General features: G+C 51.9%; 18 protein-coding genes. 9 read left to right on the top strand and 9 right to left on the bottom strand.

The features are described from left to right. Positions 1 to 5 precede the first annotated feature (5 nt). The 7 genes from cmoM to gloC all read left to right on the top strand — a co-directional run bounded on the left by cmoM (position 6) and on the right by gloC (position 10,763). Positions 6 to 791, top strand: coding sequence for a tRNA uridine 5-oxyacetic acid(34) methyltransferase CmoM (cmoM, locus tag AACS80_RS01480; RefSeq protein WP_130260779.1), 786 nt, complete (start codon positions 6 to 8; stop codon positions 789 to 791). Beyond that, positions 788 to 2,110: a chromosome partition protein MukF gene (gene mukF / locus AACS80_RS01485; RefSeq protein WP_130205341.1), complete on the top strand. Its 1,323-nt coding sequence runs from the start codon at positions 788 to 790 to the stop codon at positions 2,108 to 2,110. The genes cmoM and mukF overlap by 4 nt, the downstream gene beginning before the upstream one ends. Beyond that, positions 2,091 to 2,795, top strand: coding sequence for a chromosome partition protein MukE (mukE, locus tag AACS80_RS01490; protein WP_130258244.1), 705 nt, complete (start codon positions 2,091 to 2,093; stop codon positions 2,793 to 2,795). The genes mukF and mukE overlap by 20 nt, the downstream gene beginning before the upstream one ends. Next, complete coding sequence (gene mukB, locus AACS80_RS01495) at positions 2,795 to 7,255, top strand: chromosome partition protein MukB (RefSeq protein WP_130258245.1); 4,461 nt, start codon at positions 2,795 to 2,797, stop codon at positions 7,253 to 7,255. The genes mukE and mukB overlap by 1 nt, the downstream gene beginning before the upstream one ends. Positions 7,256 to 7,512: 257 nt before the next feature. Further along, entirely contained in the window at positions 7,513 to 9,360 is a 1,848-nt protein-coding gene (gene ldtD, locus AACS80_RS01500; protein WP_135409791.1) for a L,D-transpeptidase, read from the top strand. Positions 9,361 to 9,540: 180 nt separating this feature from the next. Continuing rightward, the gene (locus tag AACS80_RS01505) at positions 9,541 to 10,089 is read left to right on the top strand and encodes a YcbK family protein (protein ID WP_130205347.1); all 549 of its coding nucleotides are present in this window, start codon (positions 9,541 to 9,543) and stop codon (positions 10,087 to 10,089) included. Positions 10,090 to 10,115: 26 nt separating this feature from the next. Continuing rightward, the gene (gloC, locus tag AACS80_RS01510; RefSeq protein ID WP_130205349.1) at positions 10,116 to 10,763 is read left to right on the top strand and encodes a hydroxyacylglutathione hydrolase GloC; all 648 of its coding nucleotides are present in this window, start codon (positions 10,116 to 10,118) and stop codon (positions 10,761 to 10,763) included. A gap of 221 nt (positions 10,764 to 10,984) precedes the next feature. Here gloC and aspC read toward each other — a convergent pair whose 3' ends face one another. The 4 genes from aspC to pncB form a co-directional block, all read right to left on the bottom strand. Then, the gene (gene aspC / locus AACS80_RS01515; RefSeq protein WP_130205351.1) at positions 10,985 to 12,175 is read right to left on the bottom strand and encodes an aspartate transaminase; all 1,191 of its coding nucleotides are present in this window, start codon (positions 12,173 to 12,175) and stop codon (positions 10,985 to 10,987) included. Between the two features lie 183 nt (positions 12,176 to 12,358). Beyond that, entirely contained in the window at positions 12,359 to 13,429 is a 1,071-nt protein-coding gene (ompF, locus tag AACS80_RS01520) for a porin OmpF (protein ID WP_130205353.1), read from the bottom strand. Positions 13,430 to 14,031: 602 nt separating this feature from the next. Further along, a complete protein-coding gene (gene asnS / locus AACS80_RS01525; protein WP_130205355.1) occupies positions 14,032 to 15,432 on the bottom strand; it encodes an asparagine--tRNA ligase in 1,401 nt (466 codons plus the stop codon). 168 nt (positions 15,433 to 15,600) lie between these two features. After that, a complete protein-coding gene (pncB, locus tag AACS80_RS01530; protein ID WP_135409792.1) occupies positions 15,601 to 16,803 on the bottom strand; it encodes a nicotinate phosphoribosyltransferase in 1,203 nt (400 codons plus the stop codon). Positions 16,804 to 17,068: 265 nt separating this feature from the next. On the opposite strand from pncB, the gene pepN reads away from it, so the two are divergent. After that, entirely contained in the window at positions 17,069 to 19,681 is a 2,613-nt protein-coding gene (gene pepN, locus AACS80_RS01535) for an aminopeptidase N (protein ID WP_135409793.1), read from the top strand. Between the two features lie 195 nt (positions 19,682 to 19,876). Here pepN and ssuB read toward each other — a convergent pair whose 3' ends face one another. Genes ssuB through ssuE form a run of 5 tightly spaced genes read right to left on the bottom strand, consistent with a single transcriptional unit; the run spans position 19,877 to position 24,113 of the window. Continuing rightward, entirely contained in the window at positions 19,877 to 20,644 is a 768-nt protein-coding gene (ssuB, locus tag AACS80_RS01540) for an aliphatic sulfonates ABC transporter ATP-binding protein (RefSeq protein WP_135409794.1), read from the bottom strand. Beyond that, positions 20,641 to 21,432, bottom strand: a complete 792-nt coding sequence (gene ssuC / locus AACS80_RS01545) for an aliphatic sulfonate ABC transporter permease SsuC (RefSeq protein ID WP_135409812.1) — start codon at positions 21,430 to 21,432, stop codon at positions 20,641 to 20,643. Before ssuC ends, ssuB begins: the two co-directional genes overlap by 4 nt. A gap of 11 nt (positions 21,433 to 21,443) precedes the next feature. Continuing rightward, positions 21,444 to 22,589, bottom strand: coding sequence for an FMNH2-dependent alkanesulfonate monooxygenase (ssuD, locus tag AACS80_RS01550; RefSeq protein WP_135409795.1), 1,146 nt, complete (start codon positions 22,587 to 22,589; stop codon positions 21,444 to 21,446). Beyond that, on the bottom strand, positions 22,586 to 23,545 hold the full coding sequence (gene ssuA, locus AACS80_RS01555) for an aliphatic sulfonate ABC transporter substrate-binding protein SsuA (protein WP_135491113.1): 960 nt from the start codon (positions 23,543 to 23,545) through the stop codon (positions 22,586 to 22,588). Before ssuA ends, ssuD begins: the two co-directional genes overlap by 4 nt. Next, positions 23,538 to 24,113: an NADPH-dependent FMN reductase gene (gene ssuE, locus AACS80_RS01560; RefSeq protein WP_135404486.1), complete on the bottom strand. Its 576-nt coding sequence runs from the start codon at positions 24,111 to 24,113 to the stop codon at positions 23,538 to 23,540. Before ssuE ends, ssuA begins: the two co-directional genes overlap by 8 nt. 236 nt (positions 24,114 to 24,349) lie before the next feature. Here ssuE and pyrD point away from each other — a divergent pair, with 236 nt between their 5' ends. Next, the gene (pyrD, locus tag AACS80_RS01565; RefSeq protein ID WP_138183630.1) at positions 24,350 to 25,360 is read left to right on the top strand and encodes a quinone-dependent dihydroorotate dehydrogenase; all 1,011 of its coding nucleotides are present in this window, start codon (positions 24,350 to 24,352) and stop codon (positions 25,358 to 25,360) included. Positions 25,361 to 25,412: the final 52 nt, after the last annotated feature.

A 25,412-nucleotide genomic window follows, 5' to 3' on the forward strand; every position in this document is an offset into this window, starting at 1 on the left:
AAGCAATGCAGGATCGCAATTTTGATGATATTGCGGAAAAGTTTTCCCGTAACATTTACGGCACCACCAAAGGGCAGCTTCGACAGGCTATTCTGTGGCAAGATCTCGATCGCGTGCTGGCGGAAATGGGCGCGCAAAAACTGCGTGTGCTGGATGCCGGTGGCGGTGAAGGGCAGACCGCAATCAAAATGGCCGAGCGCGGGCATCAGGTCATTTTATGCGATCTCTCTGCGCAGATGATCGACCGCGCAAAACAGGCGGCAGAAGCAAAAGGTGTGAGCGACAACATGCAATTTATACATTGCGCCGCTCAGGATGTTGCTTCACATTTGGAAACGCCCGTTGATCTGATATTGTTCCATGCGGTACTGGAGTGGGTGGCCGATCCCCGCAGCGTATTGCAGACCCTATGGTCCGTGTTGCGTCCAGGCGGCGTGTTGTCATTAATGTTCTACAATGCGCACGGCTTGCTGATGCATAACATGGTCGCCGGGAATTTTGATTACGTGCAGGCGGGAATGCCGAAAAAGAAAAAACGGACGCTTTCGCCAGATTATCCACGCGACCCGGCGCAGGTTTATCTGTGGCTGGAAGAAGCTGGTTGGCAAATTATGGGTAAGACAGGCGTTCGCGTGTTTCATGATTATCTGCGTGAAAAGCACCAACAGCGCGACAGCTATGAAGCATTACTTGAATTAGAAACGCGTTATTGCCGTCAGGAACCGTATATTAACCTGGGGCGTTATATTCATGTCACCGCGCACAAACCGCAGAGCAAGGATAAAGTATGAGTGAATTATCCCAGACAGTCCCCGAACTGGTTGCCTGGGCCAGAAAAAATGACTTCTCCATCTCGCTGCCGGTAGACCGACTCTCTTTTCTGCTGGCTGTTGCCACGCTGAATGGCGAGCGTCTTGATGGTGAGATGAGTGAGGGCGAGCTGGTGGATGCGTTCCGCCATGTGAGTGATGCGTTTGAGCAAACCAGCGAAACCATCGGCGTGCGCGCCAACAACGCGATCAACGATATGGTGCGTCAACGTCTGCTGAACCGCTTTACCAGCGAGCAGGCGGAAGGGAATGCTATTTATCGCCTGACGCCGCTCGGCATCGGCATTACTGACTACTACATCCGTCAGCGCGAGTTTTCTACGTTGCGCCTTTCTATGCAGTTGTCGATTGTGGCGGGTGAGTTAAAACGTGCAGCCGATGCCGCCGAAGAGGGCGGTGATGAATTTCACTGGCACCGCAACGTCTATGCGCCGCTGAAATATTCGGTAGCGGAAATTTTCGACAGCATCGACCTGACGCAACGTCTGATGGACGAACAGCAGCAGCAGGTGAAAGACGACATCGCGCAGTTGTTGAACAAAGACTGGCGGGCGGCGATCTCAAGCTGCGAATTGTTGCTTTCGGAAACTTCCGGAACGCTGCGTGAATTGCAGGATACGCTGGAAGCAGCAGGCGACAAGTTGCAGGCCAACCTGTTGCGCATTCAGGATGCCACTATGACCCATGACGATCTGCATTTTGTCGATCGTCTGGTGTTCGATCTGCAGAGCAAACTCGACCGTATTATCAGTTGGGGCCAGCAATCCATCGACTTGTGGATTGGCTACGATCGCCACGTACACAAATTTATTCGTACCGCTATCGATATGGATAAAAACCGCGTCTTTGCCCAGCGTTTACGCCAGTCGGTACAAACCTATTTTGATGAGCCGTGGGCGCTGACTTACGCCAATGCCGATCGTCTGCTGGATATGCGTGACGAAGAGATGGCACTGCGCGATGAAGAAGTGACCGGGGAACTTCCGCCAGATTTAGAGTACGAAGAGTTTAACGAGATCCGCGAACAACTCGCAGCGATTATCGAAGAGCAGCTCGCCGTCTATAAAACCAGACAAGTACCGCTGGATCTTGGTCTGGTGGTACGCGAATATCTGGCGCAGTATCCGCGTGCGCGTCACTTTGACGTCGCGCGTATTGTTATTGATCAGGCGGTACGCCTCGGCGTAGCGCAAGCAGACTTCACCGGACTGCCAGCGAAATGGCAGCCGATTAATGATTACGGAGCCAAGGTACAGGCGCATGTCATCGACAAATATTGAACAAGTGATGCCGGTTAAGCTGGCGCAGGCGCTGGCGAATCCGTTATTTCCGGCGCTGGATAGCGCCTTACGTTCAGGCCGCCATATTGGCCTCGACGAACTGGATAATCATGCTTTCCTGATGGATTTTCAGGAATATCTGGAAGAATTTTACGCGCGTTATAACGTGGAGCTAATCCGCGCGCCGGAAGGTTTCTTCTATTTACGTCCACGTTCCACCACCATCATCCCACGTTCCGTATTGTCGGAACTGGACATGATGGTCGGGAAAATCCTCTGTTATCTCTATCTCAGCCCGGAACGGCTGGCGAACGAGGGGATCTTTACCCAGCAGGAACTGTATGACGAACTGCTCACCCTGGCCGATGAAGCAAAATTGCTGAAACTGGTGAACAATCGTTCTACTGGTTCAGACGTTGACCGCCAGAAATTGCAGGAAAAAGTACGCTCTTCGCTCAACCGTCTGCGTCGCTTAGGCATGGTGTGGTTTATGGGCCACGACAGCAGCAAGTTCCGCATTACCGAATCGGTGTTCCGCTTTGGTGCCGATGTGCGTGCGGGCGACGATCCGCGTGAAGCACAACGTCGTCTGATTCGCGATGGTGAAGCAATGTCGCTGGAAAATCACCTGCAACTCAATGACGAAACCGAAGAGAGTCAGCCAGATAGCGGAGAGGAAGAATAATGATTGAACGCGGTAAATTTCGCTCACTGACGCTGATTAACTGGAACGGCTTTTTTGCCCGAACTTTTGACCTGGATGAGCTGGTTACGACGCTTTCCGGCGGTAACGGGGCGGGCAAATCCACTACTATGGCGGCGTTTGTTACGGCGCTCATTCCCGACCTGACCCTGCTGCATTTCCGTAACACCACGGAAGCCGGGGCTACCAGTGGTTCGCGCGATAAAGGTCTGCACGGTAAGCTGAAAGCGGGTGTCTGTTATTCGATGCTCGACACCATTAACTCGCGCCACCAGCGCGTGGTGGTCGGTGTGCGTCTGCAACAGGTTGCCGGACGCGATCGTAAAGTTGATATCAAGCCGTTTGCCATTCAGGGACTGCCGATGTCGGTGCAGCCGACACAGCTGGTGACCGAATCCCTGAACGAACGTCAGGCGCGCGTGCTGCCGCTTAACGAGCTGAAAGACAAGCTCGAGGCGATGGAAGGCGTGCAGTTTAAACAGTTCAACTCCATTACCGATTACCACTCGCTGATGTTCGATCTGGGCATCATCGCGCGTCGTCTGCGCTCAGCGTCTGATCGTAGTAAATTCTATCGTCTGATCGAAGCCTCGCTGTATGGCGGGATCTCCAGCGCCATTACCCGTTCTCTGCGCGACTACCTGTTGCCGGAAAACAGCGGCGTGCGTAAAGCGTTCCAGGACATGGAAGCGGCGCTGCGCGAAAACCGCATGACGCTGGAAGCGATTCGTGTCACCCAGTCGGACCGTGACCTGTTTAAGCATCTGATCAGCGAAGCCACCAACTACGTGGCGGCGGACTACATGCGCCACGCCAACGAGCGCCGTGTCCATCTCGACAAAGCGCTGGAATTTCGTCGCGAGCTACACACTTCGCGTCAGCAACTGGCGGCGGAGCAGTACAAACACGTCGATATGGCGCGTGAACTGGCAGAGCACAACGGTGCCGAAGGCGATCTGGAAGCGGATTATCAGGCGGCCAGCGATCATCTGAACCTGGTGCAAACCGCTTTGCGTCAGCAGGAGAAAATCGAACGCTACGAAGCGGACCTCGATGAACTGCAGATCCGTCTCGAAGAGCAAAATGAAGTGGTGGCAGAAGCCATCGAGCGCCAGGAAGATAACGAAGCGCGCGCGGAAGCCGCCGAACTGGAAGTGGACGAGCTGAAAAGTCAGCTTGCTGACTACCAGCAGGCGCTGGACGTCCAGCAAACGCGTGCGATCCAGTACAACCAGGCGATTGCTGCGCTTAATCGCGCCAAAGAACTGTGCCATCTGCCGGACTTAACCGCCGACAGCGCCGCCGAATGGCTGGAAACCTTCCAGGCGAAAGAGCTGGAAGCGACCGAAAAAATGCTCTCTCTTGAGCAGAAAATGAGCATGGCGCAAACCGCGCACAGCCAGTTTGAGCAGGCTTATCAACTGGTGGTCGCAATCAACGGCCCGCTGGCGCGTAACGAGGCGTGGGATGTCGCCCGCGAACTGCTGCGCGAAGGGGTCGATCAGCGTCACCTGGCAGAGCAGGTTCAGCCACTGCGGATGCGCTTAAGCGAACTGGAACAGCGTCTGCGCGAGCAGCAAGAAGCTGAGCGTCTGCTGGCAGATTTCTGCAAACGTCAGGGCAAGAATTTTGATATCGACGAACTGGAAGCCCTGCATCAGGAACTGGAAGCGCGTATTGCCTCTCTTTCTGACAGCGTTTCCAACGCCCGTGAAGAGCGTATGGCGCTGCGTCAGGAGCAGGAACAGCTGCAGTCTCGCATTCAGAGCCTGATGCAGCGTGCGCCGGTTTGGCTGGCAGCGCAAAACAGCCTCAATCAGTTGAGCGAGCAGTGCGGTGAAGAGTTCACCTGCAGCCAGGATGTCACCGAATATCTGCAACAACTGCTGGAGCGTGAGCGCGAAGCGATTGTTGAACGTGATGAAGTGGGCGCGCGCAAAAACGCTGTCGATGAAGAGATCGAACGTTTAAGCCAGCCAGGCGGCTCCGAAGACCAGCGTCTGAATGCGCTGGCCGAGCGTTTTGGCGGCGTGCTGCTGTCAGAAATTTATGACGACGTTAGCCTGGAAGATGCGCCGTACTTCTCGGCGCTGTATGGCCCGTCTCGCCACGCCATTGTGGTGCCGGATCTGTCTCAGGTGGCCGAACAGCTGGAAGGCTTAACCGATTGTCCGGAAGATCTCTACTTGATCGAGGGAGATCCGCAGTCGTTCGATGATAGCGTGTTCAACGTCGATGAGCTGGAAAAAGCGGTGGTGGTGAAAACCGCCGAGCGTCAGTGGCGTTACTCGCGCTTCCCGGAAGTGCCGCTGTTTGGTCGCGCGGCGCGTGAAAGCCGGATCGAAAGCTTGCACGCCGAGCGCGAATTGCTCTCTGAACGCTTTGCTACGCTCTCCTTTGATGTTCAGAAAACCCAGCGACTGCATCAGGCATTCAGCCGCTTTATTGGCAGCCATCTGGCAGTGGCGTTTGAGTCCGATCCAGAAGCCGAAATTCGCCAACTGAACAGCCGTCGTGTCGAACTGGAGCGGGCGTTGAGTAATCATGAAAATGATAACCAGCAGCAGCGAATTCAGTTTGAGCAGGCGAAAGAGGGCGTTGCGGCACTGAACCGTATCCTGCCGCGTCTCAACCTGTTAGCGGATGACTCACTGGCGGATCGTGTCGATGAAATCCGCGAACGTCTTGATGAAGCTCAGGAAGCCGCGCGTTTTGTTCAGCAGTTTGGCAATCAACTGGCGAAACTGGAGCCGATCGTTTCTGTGTTGCAGAGCGACCCGGAACAGTTCGAACAGTTAAAAGAAGATTACGCGTATTCTCAGCAGATGCAGCGCGATGCCCGTCAACAGGCATTTGCTCTGACTGAAGTGGTACAGCGTCGTGCGCACTTTAGCTACTCTGACTCGGCAGAAATGCTGAGTGGGAACAGCGATCTCAACGAAAAACTGCGCGAACGTCTGGAGCAGGCGGAAGCGGAACGTACTCGTGCTCGTGAAGCGTTGCGCGGCCACGCTGCGCAGTTGAGTCAGTACAACCAGGTACTGGCTTCGCTGAAAAGTTCTTACGACACCAAAAAAGAGCTGCTTAACGATCTACAACGAGAACTACAGGATATCGGCGTGCGTGCCGATAGCGGGGCAGAAGAGCGGGCGCGTATTCGCCGTGACGAGCTGCACGCGCAACTGAGCAATAACCGTTCACGCCGCAATCAACTGGAAAAAGCGCTGACCTTCTGCGAAGCGGAGATGGACAACCTGACCCGCAAACTGCGCAAGCTGGAACGTGATTACTTTGAGATGCGCGAGCAGGTAGTGACCGCCAAAGCGGGCTGGTGTGCGGTAATGCGCATGGTGAAAGATAATGGCGTTGAACGCCGCTTACACCGTCGTGAGTTGGCTTATCTCTCAGCCGATGATTTGCGTTCCATGTCGGATAAGGCGTTAGGTGCGCTGCGTCTGGCGGTGGCGGATAACGAACATCTGCGCGACGTGCTGCGCATGTCGGAAGATCCAAAACGACCTGAGCGCAAAATCCAGTTCTTCGTGGCGGTTTATCAGCATCTGCGCGAACGTATTCGCCAGGATATTATTCGTACCGATGATCCGGTGGAAGCTATCGAGCAGATGGAAATCGAACTTAGCCGTCTGACCGAAGAGTTAACTTCTCGCGAACAGAAACTGGCGATCAGCTCCCGCAGTGTGGCGAACATCATTCGCAAAACCATTCAGCGCGAACAGAACCGTATCCGCATGCTCAACCAGGGCTTGCAGAGCGTATCGTTCGGTCAGGTGAACAGTGTGCGTCTGAACGTGAACGTGCGTGAAACCCACGCCATGCTGCTTGACGTGCTTTCAGAACAGCATGAGCAACATCAGGATCTGTTCAAGAGCAACCGTCTAACCTTCTCGGAAGCTCTGGCAAAACTGTATCAGCGACTTAATCCACAAATTGATATGGGTCAGCGCACGCCGCAAACCATTGGTGAAGAACTTCTGGATTACCGTAACTACCTGGAGATGGAAGTTGAGGTTAACCGTGGTTCCGATGGCTGGTTGCGCGCGGAGTCTGGCGCACTGTCGACCGGTGAGGCTATCGGTACGGGTATGTCGATTCTGGTGATGGTGGTACAGAGCTGGGAAGATGAATCTCGCCGCCTGCGCGGTAAAGATATCTCTCCTTGCCGTCTGCTATTCCTCGATGAAGCTGCGCGACTGGATGCCCGTTCCATCGCCACGCTGTTTGAATTGTGTGAGCGTTTGCAAATGCAGCTCATCATCGCGGCACCTGAAAATATCAGCCCGGAGAAAGGCACCACCTATAAACTGGTGCGTAAAGTCTTCCAGAATACCGAACACGTTCACGTAGTCGGCCTGCGAGGATTTGCGCCGCAACTCCCTGAAACGCTTCCAGGAACGGATGAAGCGCCTTCTCAGGCAAGTTAAGTTCAAGGCGGCAGCGATGCCGCCTTTTTTTTTGAAAAACTCCGTTTCTGCACTAAAAAAATGCCGCATTATGGCGCGCTTTTCTTTAAACTTCTTTACATTAGGTTGTGTAAAAACGTACCGACGTTTATATACTGAAGGTAAGCTTGATAAGTAACAGGCTTGCTCGTCATACTTTCATGAGTATTGGCGTTGTAAAGGCAGTTAAGATAAAACAGCCTGGCTATTCAGAGTATGATAAAAACAGGGGGCAAGGGATGTTGCTTAACATGATGTGTGGTCGTCGGCTTTCGGCAATCAGTTTGTGCCTGGCCGTAACATTCGCTCCACTGTTCAGTGTGCAGGCTGATGAGCCTGAGGTTATCCCTGGTGACAGCCCGGTGGCTGTAAGTGAACAGGGAGATGTACTGCCGCAGGCGCAAGCCACGGCAATAATGGCGGGGATCCAACCGCTACCTGAAGGTGCGGCAGAAAAGGCCCGCACGCAAATTGAATCACAATTTCCTGCAGGTTATAAGCCGGTTTATCTTAACCAGCTTCAACTCTTGTATGCAGCACGCGATATGCAGCCGATGTGGGAAAATCGTGATGCAGTTAAAGCTTTCCAGCAGCAGTTGGCGGAAGTGGCGATTGCCGGTTTTCAACCGCAGTTTAACAAATGGGTGGAGTTACTGACTAACCCTGGCGTTAACGGTATGGCACGTGATGTGGTGCTATCGGATGCAATGATGGGGTATCTCCATTTCGTCGCAAACATTCCGGTCAAAGGTACCCGCTGGCTGTACAGCAGTAAACCTTATGCGCTCTCAACACCGCCGCTCTCGGTCATTAACCATTGGCAGGTGGCGCTGGATAACGGTCAACTGACCACGTTTGTCACAGGGTTGGCACCACAGCATCCGCAATATTCAGCAATGCATGAATCTTTGCTGAACTTATTGAGTGATTCCAAACCGTGGCCGCAACTGACCGGTAAAGCAACGCTACGCCCTGGTCAATGGAGTAACGACGTCCCGGCGCTGCGCGAGATTTTGCAGCGTACAGGTATGCTCGAAGGTGGGCCGAAAATAGCACTGCCGGGCGATGAAACATCGACAGGCGCGGTAGTTAGTCCGTCTGCCGCTGCAATCGAAACAGCCGAAACTAAGCCGATGGGTAAGCAAACTACAGCTCGCAGTAAACCTGCGCCAGCCGTCCGAGCTGCCTATGATAATGAGCTGGTGGAAGCCGTGAAACGTTTTCAGGCATGGCAAGGCTTAGGAGCAGATGGCTCTATTGGCCCGGCAACGCGAGACTGGTTAAACGTCACGCCTGCACAGCGAGCGGGCGTGCTGGCGCTCAATATCCAGCGATTGCGCTTGCTGCCATCCGAGCTTTCTACTGGCATCATGGTTAACATTCCGGCCTATTCGCTGGTCTATTATCAGAACGGCAATCAAGTGCTGGATTCAAGGGTCATTGTCGGTCGTCCCGATCGCAAAACGCCGATGATGAGCAGTGCCTTAAACAATGTGGTGGTAAACCCGCCGTGGAACGTACCACCGACGCTGGCACGCAAAGATATTCTGCCAAAGGTGCGTAACGATCCCGGTTATCTTGAAAGCCATGGCTATACGGTTATGCGCGGCTGGAACAGCAAAGATGCGCTTGACCCGTGGCAGATTGACTGGTCGACGATAACCGCATCGAATTTGCCGTTCCGCTTCCAGCAAGCTCCTGGCCCGCGAAATTCGCTAGGACGGTATAAATTTAATATGCCGAGTTCAGACGCTATCTATTTGCATGACACGCCGAATCACAATCTTTTCAAACGTGAAACGCGCGCGTTGAGTTCTGGCTGTGTGCGGGTGAATAAGGCGTCGGATCTGGCAAATATGCTGCTGCAGGATGCTGGCTGGAATGACAAGCGTATCTCCGATGCTCTGAAGCGGGGTGATACCCGTTACGTTAATATTCGTCAATCGATACCGGTTAATCTTTACTATCTGACCGCTTTTGTTGGTGCAGATGGTCGAACCCAATATCGTACAGATATTTACAATTATGATCTGCCTGCACGATCCAGCTCGCAAATTGTCTCAAAAGCGGAACAATTAATCAGGTAAATGAAGTAGTTCGGGAAAATCTGTTGTCGTAATAATTAGCATTTTCGGGGGCTATTCTCTGTAGCCCCCGTCGCTGCTGGGGGGGAGTCATCTTGACGTCAGCTTTATGGGCGGTTAAGGTGCCTCTTGTGCGCCAGAAGTGCATATAAACGATAACATTGACCTGTAGACTTGATTATCATGGACAAATTCGACGCTAATCGCCGCAAACTACTGGCGCTTGGTGGTGTTGCACTTGGTGCCGCCATCCTGCCGACGCCTTCATTTGCGACACTCTCTACCCCACGTCCGCGCATTTTGACACTTAACAATCTCCATACCGGAGAGTCAATTAAGGCGGAGTTTTTCGATGGCAGAGGCTATATTCAGGAAGAATTGGCAAAACTAAACCATTTTTTCCGCGATTTCCGCGCGAACAAAATAAGGTCCATCGACCCAGGATTATTCGACCAGTTATATCGCCTGCAAGGGTTGTTAGGCACTCGCAAGCCAGTACAGCTCATTTCTGGCTACCGTTCGATTGACACCAATAATGAATTACGCGCCCACAGCCGTGGAGTAGCAAAGAAAAGCTATCACACTAAAGGGCAGGCGATGGACTTCCATATTGAAGGTATTGCGTTAAGCAATATACGCAAAGCAGCGTTATCTATGCGCGCAGGTGGTGTAGGATATTACCCACGCAGTAACTTTGTGCATATTGATACCGGGCCAGCGCGGCACTGGTAACAATCGCTTAACGAAACAGGGGCAGTATGAACTATCGTATTATTCCGGTCACCGCATTTTCCCAGAACTGTTCATTGATCTGGTGTGAGCAAACTCGCCTGGCCGCACTGGTCGATCCTGGCGGCGATGCGGAAAAAATCAAACAGGAAGTTGACGCCAGCGGCCTGACGCTAATGCAGATCCTGCTGACGCATGGTCATCTGGACCACGTTGGCGCAGCGGCGGAACTGGCACAACACTACGGTGTGCCAGTGCTTGGCCCGGAAAAAGAAGATGAGTTCTGGCTGCAAGGCTTGCCTGCGCAGAGTCGCATGTTTGGCCTGGAAGAGTGTCAGCCATTAACACCAGATCGCTGGCTGAATGAAGGCGACACTATCAGCATAGGGAATGTGACTTTACAGGTGTTACATTGCCCAGGGCATACGCCAGGCCATGTGGTTTTCTTTGATAATCAGGCAAAACTGTTGATTTCTGGCGACGTCCTTTTCAAAGGCGGAGTAGGGCGCAGTGACTTCCCACGAGGCGATCACAATCAACTGATTTCTTCAATCAAAGATAAATTGCTGCCATTGGGGGATGACGTGACATTTATTCCGGGTCACGGACCATTATCCACTCTTGGTTATGAGCGCCTGCATAACCCCTTCCTGCAAGACGAAATGCCCGTCTGGTAAAAGCGCATAAAAAAGCCCGCTTTTAATGCGGGCCTGGATTTCTGACAAAGTGCGCTTTGTTTATGCCGGATGCGGCGCGAGCGCCTTATCCAGCTTACAAAATCGTGCAAATTCAAAATATTGCAGGGGACGCGTAGGCCAGATAAGCGTAGCGCATCAGGCAATGTTGCGTTTGTCATCAGTCTCAGCCCGCTTTCAGCGGGCTTCATTGGTTTTAACGCTTACAGCACAGCCACAATCGCTTCGCACAGCGGCGCCATGTTATCTGGCGTCATTCCGGCCACGTTTACGCGACCAGAAGCAACAGCGTACACGCCAAACTCTTCACGCAGACGCAGTACCTGTTCTTTTGTCAGGCCACTGAAAGAGAACATACCATTCTGTTTGATGATAAAGCTAAAGTCGCGGTTTGCGCCTTTCTCCTGCAGTGTATTAACAAATAACTGACGCATACGCTGAATGCGCTGGCGCATATCGGTCAGCTCTTGTTCCCAGATCGCACGCAAAGCCTCGTTGCTCAGGATCGTAGCAACAACCGAAGCCCCGTGAGCCGGTGGGTTAGAATAGTTTGCACGAATTACTGCTTTCATCTGGCTGAATGCACGATCGACAGTTTCACTGTCTGCGGCAACCAGAGTACAAGCGCCAACACGCTCGTTGTACAGGCCAAAGTTCTTAGAGTAGGAACTGGCGACGATCAGCTCTTTATGCAGAGCCGCGAAAGCGCGCAGACCTTCAGCATCCTCTTCCAGACCACGGGCGAAACCCTGGTAAGCGAAGTCAAATAGCGGCAGCCAGCCTTTCTCAACAGAAAGCTGCGCCAGTGTTTGCCATTGCTCCAGTGTAGGATCGATGCCGGTAGGGTTATGGCAGCAGCCGTGGAACAGGACAACGTCACCAGCCTGAGCTTCGTTCAGACTGTTAACTAAAGCGTCGAAGTCCAGAGTGTGATTTTCCGCATCGTAATAAGCGTATTCACGAACTTCCAGACCCGCAGAGTTAAATACGCTCTTATGGTTTGGCCAGCTTGGGTTGCTCACCCACACGCGCTTAACGCTGGTATTTTTTGCCAGGAAATCGGCGGCTACACGTAATGCACCGGTACCACCTGGGGTCTGGGCTGTACGTGCGCGTTTGTCATTGATTAAGGCGCTACCTTTACCAAACAGCAGTTCCTGAGTACAACGACCAAATTCAGGAATACCGTCAATGCCGAGGTAGTTTTTGGTGGTTTCATTTTCGAGCAGATACTGTTCAGCCTTTTTAACGCTGGTCAATACCGGGGTTTTGCCCGTCTCATCTTTATAGACACCAATCCCGAGGTTAATTTTGCCGGGACGTTCATCGGCACGAAACAGATCGGCCAGGCCCAGAATCGGGTCGGCAGGAGCGGCGGTAATGTTCTCAAACATGACGAGGTTCCATTATGGTTACAGAAGGGAAGTCCGCTATCAGGGTAACGGGAGATTTACAAAATTCCAACTATTACTGATGAAAACGCAGGCTGTTTTTTCAAGACGTGAGATTGCTCTGGAAGGCATAAAAAAACAGGACCAAAGTCCTGTTTTTTCGGCATTTAACAAAGAGGTCTGCTATTAGAACTGGTAAACGATACCTACAGCAACGGTATCATCAGAACCTACGCCCAGTTTGTTGTCAGAATCGATCTGGTTGATGATGTAGTCAACATAGGTGGACATGTTTTTGTTGAAGTAGTAGGTTGCGCCCACTTCAACGTAGTTCACCAGATCAACATCACCGATGCCTTCTACGTCTTTCGCTTTAGATTTGGTGTAAGCGATGGACGGACGCAGACCAAAGTCAAACTGGTATTGCGCAACTAACAGAACGTCTTGCGTTTTGTTGGCAAAGCCACCAGTGATCGGGGTGGCGTTACGGGTTTCACCGTAGTTTGCAGCCAGGTAGATGTTATTTGCATCATACTTCAGACCAGTTGCCCACTGTTCAGCTTTTTTACCCTGGCCGAGAGGCTGAGCTTCTTGCAGGTCGGTGCGGTCAGCTGCACCATAAGCACCAACGATACCAAAGCCTTCGAATTCGTAGCTGATGGAACCGCCAACACCGTCGCCGTTAGAACGTCGTGCAGTATCACGCTCGTTTTTACCCAGGTACTGAACAGCGAAGTTCAGGCCATCAACCAGACCAAAGAAGTTGGAGTTACGGTAGGTAGCAACGCCGCCTACACGACCAACGAAGAAGTCATCGCTGTATGCAGTATCGCCACCGAACTCTGGCAGCATATCGGTGTAGCCCAGTGCGTCATAAACAACACCGTAATTACGACCGTAATCGAAAGAACCTACGTCAGCGTATTTCAGACCAGCGAATGCCAGACGGGTTTTGTTGCCAGTTTGAGCGTCAGCACCTTCAGAGTTGTTACCCTGGAAGTTGTATTCCCACTGACCGTAACCGGTCAGATCGGAATTGATTTGAGTTTCCCCTTTAAAACCAAGGCGGGCATAGGTCATGTCACCATTGCCACCGTAACTGTTTTCACCGTTATCCTTGGAAAAATAATGCAGACCGACAGCTTTACCGTACAGATCTACTTTGTTGCCATCTTTGTTATAGATTTCTGCAGCGTTTGCAGTACCTGCTACTAACAGAGCAGGGACAATCACTGCCAGAATATTGCGCTTCATCATTATTTATTACCCTCATGGTTTTTTTTATAACACCTGCCACTGCCGCCAATAAGTTCTGTCAATGAATCTTTACGGAACTATTGATGAGAGTTTGGTGTTTTATGTATCTGCAGGCATCTTTCCATTCAAACTAACGTTTCGCTACCGTGAAAGTGCTACAAAGATAAAGATATAGTTACAAAAAGCAAAAATATGTAACCAATGGTAAAATTTAAGGAACTTTGTGAACGCCGTCATATTTCCATTGGACTTTAATGATATTTGCAGTGAATTTGACCTATTTATATGATTTTCTTATGTTTAAATTAACTAAACGAAAATTTTCTTTCTGATCATTTTTCCCCGCAGTCTCACTGAATCACGCTTTCAGGCGTCCAGAAAGCCAAAAACAAGTATAAAAATTGTGCTATCAGCTAAGAAATTGCTAATCCGCAATAAGACTGTGGGTTAATTTTTTGTTCGCAAATATTTCAGAGAAATATTCCGTAACAGGAAGAGGGGCCTTGAGGGGTTGCAAATAGATTGATTGACTTAACAAACAGATAACTTGACAGAAGGGGATAAAAAAGAGCCAGCGTGCGCTGGCTCTTTCAGGAAGTGAATTAGAAGCTGGCGTTACGCGGAGTACGTGGGAAAGGAATCACGTCACGCACGTTCTGTACGCCGGTCACGTAGGCAATCAGGCGTTCAAAGCCAAGACCGAAACCGGAATGTGGAACAGTACCGTAGCGACGCAGATCGCGATACCACCAGTAATCTTCTTTGTTCAGGCCCATCTCCAGCATGCGCTCGTCCAGCACGTCCAGACGCTCTTCACGCTGCGAACCACCAATGATCTCACCGATACCCGGCGCCAGAACGTCCATTGCGGCAACGGTTTTACCGTCTTCGTTAAGGCGCATATAGAACGCTTTAATGTCTTTCGGATAGTTTTTAACCACTACCGGTGCTTTAAAGTGTTCTTCCGCCAGATAACGCTCGTGCTCAGAAGAGAGATCGACGCCCCAGTAAACCGGGTTTTCAAATTTCTTACCGCAGTTTTCAAGGATGGTGACTGCTTCGGTGTAATCAACCTGGGCGAAGTCTGCTTCAATGAAACGTTCCAGGCGGCTTACAGCATCTTTGTCCACGCGTTCAGCGAAGAATTTCATGTCGTCAGCACGTTCTTCGAGAACTGCTTTGAAGACATATTTCAGCATGGCTTCAGCCAGACCGGCGATATCGTTCAGATTAGCAAACGCGACTTCTGGCTCCAGCATCCAGAATTCCGCCAGGTGACGACTGGTGTTGGAGTTTTCAGCACGGAATGTCGGGCCGAAGGTATAAATTTTCGACAGCGCACAGGCATAAGTTTCGCCGTTCAACTGGCCAGATACGGTCAGGAAAGACTCTTTACCGAAGAAGTCTTTGTCGAAATCCACTTTGCCCTGATCGTTACGCGGCAGGTTTTCCAGATCCAGCGTTGAAACGCGGAACATTTCGCCAGCGCCTTCGGTATCGGACGCGGTAATCAGCGGCGTAGAAACCCAGAAGAAGCCCTGCTCGTTAAAGAAGCGATGCAGTGCCTGTGCCAGCGTGTGGCGAACGCGTGCTACTGCGCCAATCAGGTTGGTACGCGGACGCAGGTGAGCGACTTCACGCAGATATTCGATGCTGTGGCGTTTTGCGGCCATCGGGTAAGTGTCTGGATCTTCAACCCAACCGGCAACTTCAACGTTGCTGGCCTGAATTTCAAATTGTTGCCCCTGGCCCGGCGATGCCACGACTTTACCCGTCACAATGACCGAGCAACCGGTGGTCAGACGCAGTACGTCTTCATTGTAATTGGGCAGAGAATTATTGATGACAGCCTGTACAGGATCAAAGCAGGAACCGTCATAAACGGCGAGGAAGGAGATGCCAGCTTTTGAATCTCGGCGGGTACGTACCCATCCGCGCACGGTGACTTCGCTGTCAACGGCTATGCGGCCCTGGAGTACGTCGGCTACAGGCACAACGCTCATAATATTCTCTCTGTTAATAGTCGGAAAAAATAAACACTTGTCCACCCGTCAATGGGGGGATACCTATGTTACCTGGCATCTGCAATCAGACAAGCAGAATTCGCAGATGGGACAAAAGATTTCGGAATAAAAGGCAAAAAAGGGAGCCGTTATGGCTCCCTGATGATATTAACTGGCTTTTTTAATGTGCGGAAGGTCGAATGCTTTACGCAGCGCGCGGACAAACGCTTTGTCATGGCAGATAGTTTTGCCAGGGCTGTCAGAAAGTTTCGCCACCGGTTTACCGTTACACTCCACCAGTTTAATCACGATATTCAAGGGTTTTACCTGAGGAATATCACAAGTCAGGCGTGTGCCAATGCCAAAACTTAATTGCACGCGAGAAGAGAAGTGGCGATAAAGCTCAACCGCTTTAGGTAAATCCAGATTGTCGGAGAAAACCAGTATTTTGCTTTGCGGATCAATCCCCAGTTTCTCATAATGTGCAATCGCTTTTTCGCCCCATTCTACCGGGTCGCCAGAGTCATGACGCAAGCCCTGATAGCGGCTGGCAAACTCCACACCGAAATCACGTAAGAATGCATCCATCGTAATACAGTCGGTTAACGCAATCCCCAGTTGATCGGGATACTCTTCCAGCCAAGCAGCAAGTGCAGCTCGCTGGCTGTTGGCAAGGTCCGGGCTGATTTGCTGATGTGCCTGGAACCATTCGTGTGCCTGGGTTCCCATCGGCGTAAGGGAAAGGCGACGCGCCAGATCGTAATTACTGGTGCCAACGAACCACTTTTCCTGTTGCAGACGTTTAACGATGGTTTCTTGTACTTCGCGAGAAAAACGGCGGCGAGTGCCGAAATCCATCAGATGGAAGCGCGACATATCAAGGTCGGCGGTTAACGCCGAGAAGTTGACTAATCTGCTTTCCAGAGTGTCGAGGGCTTGCGCAACGTCGGCCTGCGGTGAGCGATAGCGATGTACCAGTTCACTAATCACCGCCAGCAACGGGACTTCCCATAGGATGACTTCACGCCACGGACCGCTTAAACGAATATCCAGCTTACCGTTATCGTTGCTAACAGTGACCTGTTCCGGATTAAAGCGGAATTCACGCAGCCAGTCGAGATAGTCGGCTTTAAAGAAAGGCAGGGCAGAGAGCCACTGATATTCATCATCCCGCAGGCACAAGTTTTCCATCGCCTGAACCTGTTCACGAATAGCATCGGCATAAATACCCAGCAGATCGTCACCACGGCAACGAAATTCCGCCGCGACATGCACATCATAGTAGTGATGAAACACGGCTTGCTGCATATGCAACTTATAAGCATCTGTATCCAGCAACGAGTGCAGAACAGGAGAAGCGAATTGTGTCATAGGTGCGCAGTAGCGTCCTCTTACGGGAGCGTTTAGTACAATAAACATCTTAGGAAACTGCTGGAGTATACCTTGTTTCGCAATTTATTGAACCCCGATCACACCATATGCCACCTTTATGGTCGATAGCGTTGCGCTGTGTATGTTATACAAATGTAGCAATAAAAGCGTTTGTACCTGAAAAGATGAAGATTCTGCGTAGCGAGATTTACGCAACAGGAATAGACTGAACACCAGACTCTATAAAAGATGCTAAAGGTTATTTATGACTCAACAGCCACAAGCCAAATACCGTCACGATTATCGTGCGCCGGATTACCAGATTACTGATATTGACTTGACCTTTGACCTGGACGCGCAAAAGACGGTAGTTACCGCAGTCAGCCAGGCTGTCCGTCATGGTGCATCAGATGCTCCGCTTCGTCTTGATGGCGAAGATCTTAAACTGGTTTCTATTCATATTAATGATGAGCCGTGGAACGCCTGGAAAGAAGAAGAGGGCGCGCTGGTCATCAGTAATTTGCCGGAGCGTTTTACGCTCAAGATTGTTAATGAAATTAGCCCGGCGACGAATACCGCGCTGGAAGGACTTTATCAGTCAGGCGATGCGCTTTGCACCCAGTGTGAAGCCGAAGGTTTCCGCCATATTACGTATTATCTCGACCGCCCGGACGTGCTGGCGCGTTTTACCACCAAAATTATTGCCGATAAAACCAAATATCCATTCCTGCTTTCCAACGGTAACCGCGTTGCGCAAGGCGAACTGGAAAACGGACGTCACTGGGTACAGTGGCAGGACCCGTTCCCGAAACCGAGCTATCTGTTTGCTCTGGTAGCTGGTGACTTCGACGTGCTGCGCGACACATTTACCACGCGTTCTGGCCGCGAAGTAGCGCTGGAGCTGTATGTCGATCGCGGCAACCTTGATCGCGCTCCGTGGGCGATGACGTCCCTGAAAAATTCCATGAAGTGGGATGAAGAACGCTTCGGCCTGGAGTATGACCTCGACATCTATATGATCGTTGCGGTGGATTTCTTCAATATGGGCGCGATGGAGAATAAAGGTCTGAATATCTTTAACTCCAAGTATGTACTGGCGCGCACCGACACTGCCACCGACAAAGATTACCTCGATATTGAACGCGTTATCGGCCATGAATATTTCCATAACTGGACCGGTAACCGAGTGACCTGCCGCGACTGGTTCCAGCTTAGTCTGAAAGAAGGTTTAACGGTGTTCCGCGATCAGGAGTTCAGTTCTGATCTTGGTTCCCGCGCAGTTAACCGCATCAATAATGTGCGCACCATGCGCGGATTGCAGTTTGCGGAAGATGCCAGCCCGATGGCGCACCCGATCCGCCCGGATATGGTCATTGAGATGAACAACTTCTACACCCTGACCGTTTACGAGAAGGGTGCGGAAGTGATTCGTATGATCCACACTCTGCTGGGCGAAGAAAACTTCCAGAAAGGGATGCAGCTCTATTTCGAGCGTCATGATGGCAGTGCAGCGACCTGCGACGATTTCGTTCAGGCGATGGAAGACGCGTCGAATGTCGATCTCTCCCATTTCCGCCGTTGGTACAGCCAGTCCGGTACGCCGGTTGTGACCGTCAAAGACGACTACAATCCGGAAACTGAGCAGTACACCCTGACTATCAGTCAGCGCACGCCAGCTACGCCGGATCAGGCTGAAAAACAGCCGCTGCATATTCCGTTTGCCATCGAACTGTATGACAACGAAGGCAAAGTGATCCCGTTGCAGAAAGGCGGTCATCCGGTGAATTCCGTGCTGAACGTTACTCAGGCGGAACAGACCTTTGTCTTTGATAATGTCTACTTCCAGCCGGTGCCTGCGCTGCTGTGCGAATTCTCTGCGCCAGTGAAACTGGAATATAAGTGGAGCGATCAGCAACTGACCTTCCTGATGCGTCATGCGCGTAATGACTTCTCCCGCTGGGACGCGGCGCAAAGTTTGCTGGCAACCTACATCAAGCTGAACGTCGCCCGTCATCAGCAAGGTCAACCATTGTCTTTACCAGCACACGTTGCCGATGCTTTCCGAGCGGTACTGCTGGATGAGAAGATTGACCCGGCACTGGCGGCAGAAATTCTGACACTGCCTTCTGTCAATGAAATGGCGGAACTGTTCGATATCATTGATCCGATTGCTATTGCCGAAGTGCGCGAAGCACTCACCCGTACTCTGGCTACAGAACTGGCGGATGAGCTGCTGGCAATCTATAACGCGAATTACCAGAGCGAGTATCGCGTTGAGCATGAAGATATTGCGAAACGGACGCTGCGTAATGCCTGCCTGCGCTTCCTCGCTTTTGGTGAAACGCATCTGGCTGATGTGCTGGTGAGCAAGCAGTTCCACGAAGCGAACAATATGACCGATGCGCTGGCGGCGCTCTCTGCGGCGGTTGCTGCGCAGTTGCCATGCCGTGACAAGTTGATGCAGGAATACGACGATAAGTGGCATCAGGACGGTCTGGTAATGGATAAATGGTTTATCCTGCAAGCCACCAGCCCGGCGGCGAATGTGCTGGAGACGGTGCGTGGTCTGTTGCAGCATCGCTCATTTACCATGAGCAACCCGAACCGTATTCGTTCGTTGATTGGCGCGTTTGCGGGCAGCAACCCGGCAGCGTTCCATGCCGAAGATGGCAGCGGTTACCAGTTCCTGGTGGAAATGCTTACCGACCTCAACAGCCGTAACCCGCAGGTGGCTTCACGTCTGATTGAGCCGCTGATTCGCCTGAAACGTTACGATGCCAAACGTCAGGAGAAAATGCGTGCGGCGCTGGAGCAGTTGAAAGGGCTGGAAAATCTCTCTGGCGATCTGTACGAGAAGATAACTAAAGCTCTGGCTTGATACAAACATGCCTGATGCGACGCTGACGCGTCTTATCAGGCCTGCAAGTCCGTTGAAATTGCTGGTTTTGTAGGCCGGAAAAGGCGTTCACGCCGCATCCGGCAACCGTGTCCAACTGCCTGATGCGACGCTGACGCGTCTTATCAGGCCTACAAGCCCGTTGAAGTTGCTGGTTTGTGCGCCGCATCCGGCATATTAACCATGACGCCGAATCGGTTGTTCAGAATGCCCACGATGCATCACCCGCTGCAACACTTCCGCTTCCAGCTCCGCTAATCGTACTGATCCTAACCGGCGCGGACGGGGGATATCCACCGTCAAATCCAGACCAATTTTTCCTTCTTCAATTAACAGCACCCGGTCAGCCATCGCTACCGCTTCGCTCACATCATGCGTCACCAGCAAAACAGTAAAGCCATGATCCTGCCAGAGTGACACAATCAAATCCTGCATCTCCAGTCGCGTTAAAGCGTCCAGCGCACCGAGTGGTTCATCAAGCAACAATAAACCCGGTCGATGGATCAACGCTCGCGCCAGCGCCACACGCTGTTTCTGCCCGCCAGAAAGTGCGGCAGGCCATTCCCCCGCGCGATTCTCCAGTCCTACCGCAGCCAACGCCCGACGAGCGGCATCGCGCCACTGGCCTCTAAGGCCTAACCCAACGTTATCAATCACCGATTTCCATGGCAGCAGACGCGCATCCTGAAACATCATTCGCGTATCATCCTGAATCTCAGCCAGCGGTGTTGTGCCTGCCAGCACATCGCCTGCGGTTGGCGTTTCCAGCCCGGCCAGCAGTCGCAGCAGGGTACTTTTGCCACCACCGCTGCGGCCCACTACCGCCACAAACTGGCCTGCCGGAATATGCAAATCCAGTTGGTTCAGGACGATATTTTCCGCGTAATGTTTGCTTACCGCATTGAGCAGTAGCGGCGTACCCTGGTTCAGACGAGCAGTATTCATACAGTGGCCTCCTTCAGATGATAAGCCGGGTTCCAGCGCAACCAGAGGCGCTCTAAAAGTTGCGCGCTGACGTCAGCAAGTTTGCCGAGCAGGGCGTAGAGAATAATGGCAACCACCACCACGTCCGTTTGCAAAAACTCCCGCGCATTCATCGCCAGATAACCAATGCCAGAATTAGCAGAAATGGTTTCAGCAACAATTAGCGTTAGCCACATCAGACCTAACGCGAAGCGCACGCCGACCATAATTGAGGGTAGGGCGCTAGGCAGGATCACATGGATAAACAGCGGTAATCCGGATAAGCCATAGCTACGCGCCATTTCCACCAGCCCGCGATCGATATTACGGATGCCGTGCCAGGTATTGATATAAATGGGGAAAAGCGTGCCGAGCGCCACCAGAAAGATTTTCGCGGATTCATCAATGCCAAACCACAAAATCACCAGCGGGATCAGTGCCAGATGCGGCACGTTGCGCAACATCTGAATTGAGGTATCCAGCAGCCGTTCTCCCCAGCGAGATAGCCCGCTAATCAGTCCCAGAATCAACCCCAGCGATCCGCCAACTGAAAAGCCAATCAACGCCCGCCAGGAGCTGATCGCCAGATGCTGCCACAATTCGCCGCTGGCGGAGAGCGTCCAGAACGCCGTCACCACTCCTTCCGGAGAGGGCAAAATACGCGTCGACAGCCAGCCAACTGAAGAGGCCAGTTGCCACACCGCCACGATGCCCACCGGTAAAAACCAGGGGGCAACGCGCAATAACCACTTCTTCACTGGCGTTGCCATCATCGTGTTCCTTAGCTTTGCGCGACTTTACGGGGGATAAAATCATTCGCCACCGCTTCGCCTTGCGGATTCAGCGGTTGTGGCTGGGGAATTTCCGGGATGGCGACATCCAGAAGCGGGAACAGCAACTCGCCAACCCGATACGCTTCTTCCAGATGTGGATAGCCCGAAAGCACAAAACTGTCGATGCCAAGCGCGGCGTATTCGTTGATTCGTGCAGCGACCGTAGGACCATCGCCCACCAGCGCCGTCCCGGCACCGCCGCGGACTAAGCCAACGCCCGCCCATAAATTGGGGCTGATCTCCAGATTGTCGCGCTTGCCGTTATGTAGCGCCGCCATTCGCTGTTGTCCTACGGAATCCGTCCGGGCGAATGCGGCCTGTGCTTTGGCGATAGTCTCATCATCAAGATGAGAGATTAACCGCTCGGCGGCCTGCCACGCTTCGTCGTTAGTTTCGCGAACAATAACGTGCAGGCGAATACCGAAACGAATTTTTCGTCCATGCGCGGCAGCTTTCGCCCGCACTTGTTCGATTTTCTCTTTAACCAGTTCTGGTGGTTCGCCCCAGGTGAGGTAGAGATCAACTTGTTCTGCCGCCAGCTCCTGGGCGACGTCTGACGATCCGCCAAAGTAAAGCGGAGGAAACGGCTGTTGAATCGGCGGGAAGAGCAGTTTGGCTCCCCGCACATGAATATGTTTTCCGTTGAAATCGACGGTTTCGCCCAGCAATAAACGTCGCCAGACCTGGGTAAATTCCGCCGAGGCTTCGTAACGCTCGCTATGATCAAGGAACACGCCGTCGCCTGCCAGCTCTTGTGGATCGCTGCCTGTGACCAGGTTAAACAATGCACGCCCATTAGAGAGACGGTCAAGCGTGGCGGCCTGGCGGGCGGCAACGGTAGGTGAGGTTACGCTGGGGCGCAGGGCGACAAGAAACTTCAGCCGCTGCGTCACCGGGATCATCGACGCCGCAACCAGCCACGCATCTTCACACGATCGCCCCGTTGGAATTAGCACACCGGTATAGCCCAGACGATCCGCCGCTTGCGCAATTTGTTGCAGATAACCGTGATCAACCGGGCGTGAACCTTCTTCCGTTCCCAGGTAATGTCCGTCACCGTGGGTCGGTAAAAACCAGAACATATTCAGACTCATAATTGTTTTCCTTCCAGTTGCGTGGGCTGCCAGATGCGCTGGCGAATATCGACTTTTTTCGGCACCAGACGGTTTTCATAAAACAGATCTGCTGTTTGCTGCTGTAAGGCGGCAACCTCGGCGTTAACCGGTTTGATGGTGGTAGGGGGACGATGATCCAGATACGAGGCAATCACTGGCGTAGGTAAGCCCATCGTTTTTGCCAGTAAAGCGATGCTTTGCTCGCGCTGGCTGCGGGTTAATGCATCGGCCTCACTAAAGGTTGTGAGTACACCCTGAATAAAAGCGCCGTTTTTTTCTGCATAGGGACGAACTGCCAGATAAAACGATCCGGTTTGATTGAGACTGGTGCCATCTTTCAACACCCGCACGCCGCCCTGTAATAACGCGGCGGAGTAGTAGGGATCCCAGATAGCCCAGGCATCGACGTTACCTTGCTGGAACGCGGCGCGGGCATCGGCGGGCGTCAGGTAAGTGGGCTGGATATCGGTGAATTTAAGCCCGGCCTGTTGCAGGGCGCGCAGTAAAAGGTTGTGCGAACTGGAACCTTTCTGAAAGGCAACTTTGTGGCCTTTAAGATCGGCCACGGTTTTGATCGGGCTGTTTTCTGCCACCAGAATCACTTCGGCTTTTGGCTTTGGTGGCTCGACGCCCACGTACACCAAATCAGCCCCGGCGGCCTGAGCAAAGATTGGTGGAATATCCCCGGTACTGCCGAGATCAATACTGCCAACGTTTAACGCCTCCAGCATCTGCGGGCCAGCGGGGAACTCCACCCACGAGATTTTTGTTTGTGGATAGCGTTTTTCCAGCATTTGGTAATTTTTCGCCAGTACCGAACTGATATTGCTTTTCTGATAGCCAATCCTTAACGCCTCTGGCGAAGACTCTGCGGCAACAGCGAGTGTAGAGACGCTAAGTAATCCCGCCAGCGCCAGTTTAATGATCTTACGCATGGGCATTACCTCGCAGAGAATGAAGATCAGGAACCTGAACATCGCGGCGGTGCAACGCCTGCCAGAAAGTTTCCAGGGCGGTATCAAGACGGGTTTGCAGATTTGGCGTGAACAGCGGCTTGTGTTGGTAATCAATCACCTGAGAGTCATCGGCAAACACGCCGTGCAGGATCTCCTGGGCTTTCAGCGCACTTAAAACTGGTTTAAGGGCATAATCGACCGCCAGTAGATGGGCCACGGTGCCGCCCGTCGCCAGCGGTAGCACTACTTTGCCTTGCAAAGCGCGTTCTGGCAGCAGGTCGAGCAGGGTTTTCAGCGCACCGGAATAGGCGGCTTTATACACAGGCGTGGCGACAATCAGCCCATCGGCCTGTTGCAGCTGTTCGGTGAAGGTCTTGAGTGCCGGACTATCGAAACGGGCATAGAGCAGATCTTCCGGGGCGAAGTTTTGCAGATTCCAGTGATAAACCTCAACATCCAGGCCATTCAGTTTTTCCCGCGCATATTCCAGTAAGGAACTGGAGCGAGAAGGAAAGCGAGGACTACCCGCCAGGGTGATGACACGCATACTCTCTCCTTATAACCAATTGTTCTTGTTTTGTTAATATTGATAACAATTCGGTCAGTCTGACAGAGGGCGTTCGTGAGTCGAAATGATTTATCTGAAGAAGGAAAGCCAAAAAAAGCATAAAAAAGGCGCAACAAGAAAACGTTTGCTATTTATTGCCGCAGGTCAATTCCCTTTTGCTGCGAACTCGCACATAATACGCCCCCGGTTTGCACACCGGGAATCCAGGAGAGTTCATGTACTACCCCTTCGTTCGTAAAGCCCTTTTCCAGCTCGATCCAGAGCGCGCACACGAGTTTACTTTTCAGCAATTACGCCGCATCACCGGAACACCGTTTGAAGCGCTTGTTCGGCAAAATGTTCCAGCGAAGCCGGTTAACTGTATGGGACTGACCTTTAAAAACCCGCTTGGTCTGGCAGCCGGTCTTGATAAAGACGGGGAGTGTATTGATGCCCTTGGTGCAATGGGATTTGGATCGATCGAGATCGGTACTGTCACCCCGCGTCCACAACCAGGAAACGATAAACCTCGTCTTTTTCGCCTGGTAGATGCTGAAGGTTTAATAAACCGTATGGGTTTTAATAACCTCGGCGTTGATAACCTCGTAGAGAACGTTAAAAAAGCCCATTACGACGGTGTTCTGGGAATCAATATCGGCAAAAATAAAGATACTCCGGTTGAGCAAGGCAAAGATGACTATCTGATTTGTATGGAAAAAATCTACGCCTATGCAGGATATATTGCCATCAATATTTCATCACCAAATACCCCGGGATTACGCACTCTGCAATATGGCGAAGCGCTGGATGATTTATTAACGGCAATTAAAAATAAACAAAATGATCTGCAAGCGCACCACCACAAATATGTACCAATAGCAGTGAAGATCGCGCCGGATCTTTCTGAAGAAGAGTTGATCCAGGTCGCCGATAGTTTAGTTCGCCATAATATTGATGGCGTCATTGCAACTAATACGACCCTCGATCGGTCTTTAGTTCAGGGAATGAAAAATTGTGAGCAAACCGGTGGCTTAAGTGGTCGCCCCTTACAATTAAAAAGTACGGAAATTATTCGTCGCTTGTCGCAGGAATTAAACGGCCGCTTACCGATTATTGGTGTTGGTGGTATTGACTCGGTAATCGCTGCTCGCGAGAAGATAGCTGCGGGGGCTTCTTTGGTGCAAATTTATTCCGGTTTTATTTTTAAAGGTCCGCCGCTGATTAAAGAAATCGTTAACCATATCTAATTATTTCTTTCATTTTCTCTTTATAAGATAATCAGGGCTTTATTTTCAGCCC

It is taken from the genome of Escherichia sp. E4385 (assembly GCF_963883145.1).
In the GTDB taxonomy this organism is placed as follows: domain Bacteria; phylum Pseudomonadota; class Gammaproteobacteria; order Enterobacterales; family Enterobacteriaceae; genus Escherichia.

Bases quoted from the DNA above. Each gene is read 5' to 3' on its own strand.
- ssuA (WP_135491113.1), bottom strand. From the start codon at position 23,545: ATGCGTAAGATCATTAAACTGGCGCTGGCGGGATTACTTAGCGTCTCT.
- cmoM (WP_130260779.1), top strand. From the start codon at position 6: ATGCAGGATCGCAATTTTGATGATATTGCGGAAAAGTTTTCCCGTAAC.
- pyrD (WP_138183630.1), top strand. From the start codon at position 24,350: ATGTACTACCCCTTCGTTCGTAAAGCCCTTTTCCAGCTCGATCCAGAG.
- ompF (WP_130205353.1), bottom strand. From the start codon at position 13,429: ATGATGAAGCGCAATATTCTGGCAGTGATTGTCCCTGCTCTGTTAGTA.
- ssuE (WP_135404486.1), bottom strand. From the start codon at position 24,113: ATGCGTGTCATCACCCTGGCGGGTAGTCCTCGCTTTCCTTCTCGCTCC.
- asnS (WP_130205355.1), bottom strand. From the start codon at position 15,432: ATGAGCGTTGTGCCTGTAGCCGACGTACTCCAGGGCCGCATAGCCGTT.
- pepN (WP_135409793.1), top strand. From the start codon at position 17,069: ATGACTCAACAGCCACAAGCCAAATACCGTCACGATTATCGTGCGCCG.
- mukB (WP_130258245.1), top strand. From the start codon at position 2,795: ATGATTGAACGCGGTAAATTTCGCTCACTGACGCTGATTAACTGGAAC.
- ssuB (WP_135409794.1), bottom strand. From the start codon at position 20,644: ATGAATACTGCTCGTCTGAACCAGGGTACGCCGCTACTGCTCAATGCG.
- mukF (WP_130205341.1), top strand. From the start codon at position 788: ATGAGTGAATTATCCCAGACAGTCCCCGAACTGGTTGCCTGGGCCAGA.
- aspC (WP_130205351.1), bottom strand. From the start codon at position 12,175: ATGTTTGAGAACATTACCGCCGCTCCTGCCGACCCGATTCTGGGCCTG.
- mukE (WP_130258244.1), top strand. From the start codon at position 2,091: ATGTCATCGACAAATATTGAACAAGTGATGCCGGTTAAGCTGGCGCAG.
- AACS80_RS01505 (WP_130205347.1), top strand. From the start codon at position 9,541: ATGGACAAATTCGACGCTAATCGCCGCAAACTACTGGCGCTTGGTGGT.
- ldtD (WP_135409791.1), top strand. From the start codon at position 7,513: ATGTTGCTTAACATGATGTGTGGTCGTCGGCTTTCGGCAATCAGTTTG.
- ssuD (WP_135409795.1), bottom strand. From the start codon at position 22,589: ATGAGTCTGAATATGTTCTGGTTTTTACCGACCCACGGTGACGGACAT.
- ssuC (WP_135409812.1), bottom strand. From the start codon at position 21,432: ATGGCAACGCCAGTGAAGAAGTGGTTATTGCGCGTTGCCCCCTGGTTT.
- gloC (WP_130205349.1), top strand. From the start codon at position 10,116: ATGAACTATCGTATTATTCCGGTCACCGCATTTTCCCAGAACTGTTCA.
- pncB (WP_135409792.1), bottom strand. From the start codon at position 16,803: ATGACACAATTCGCTTCTCCTGTTCTGCACTCGTTGCTGGATACAGAT.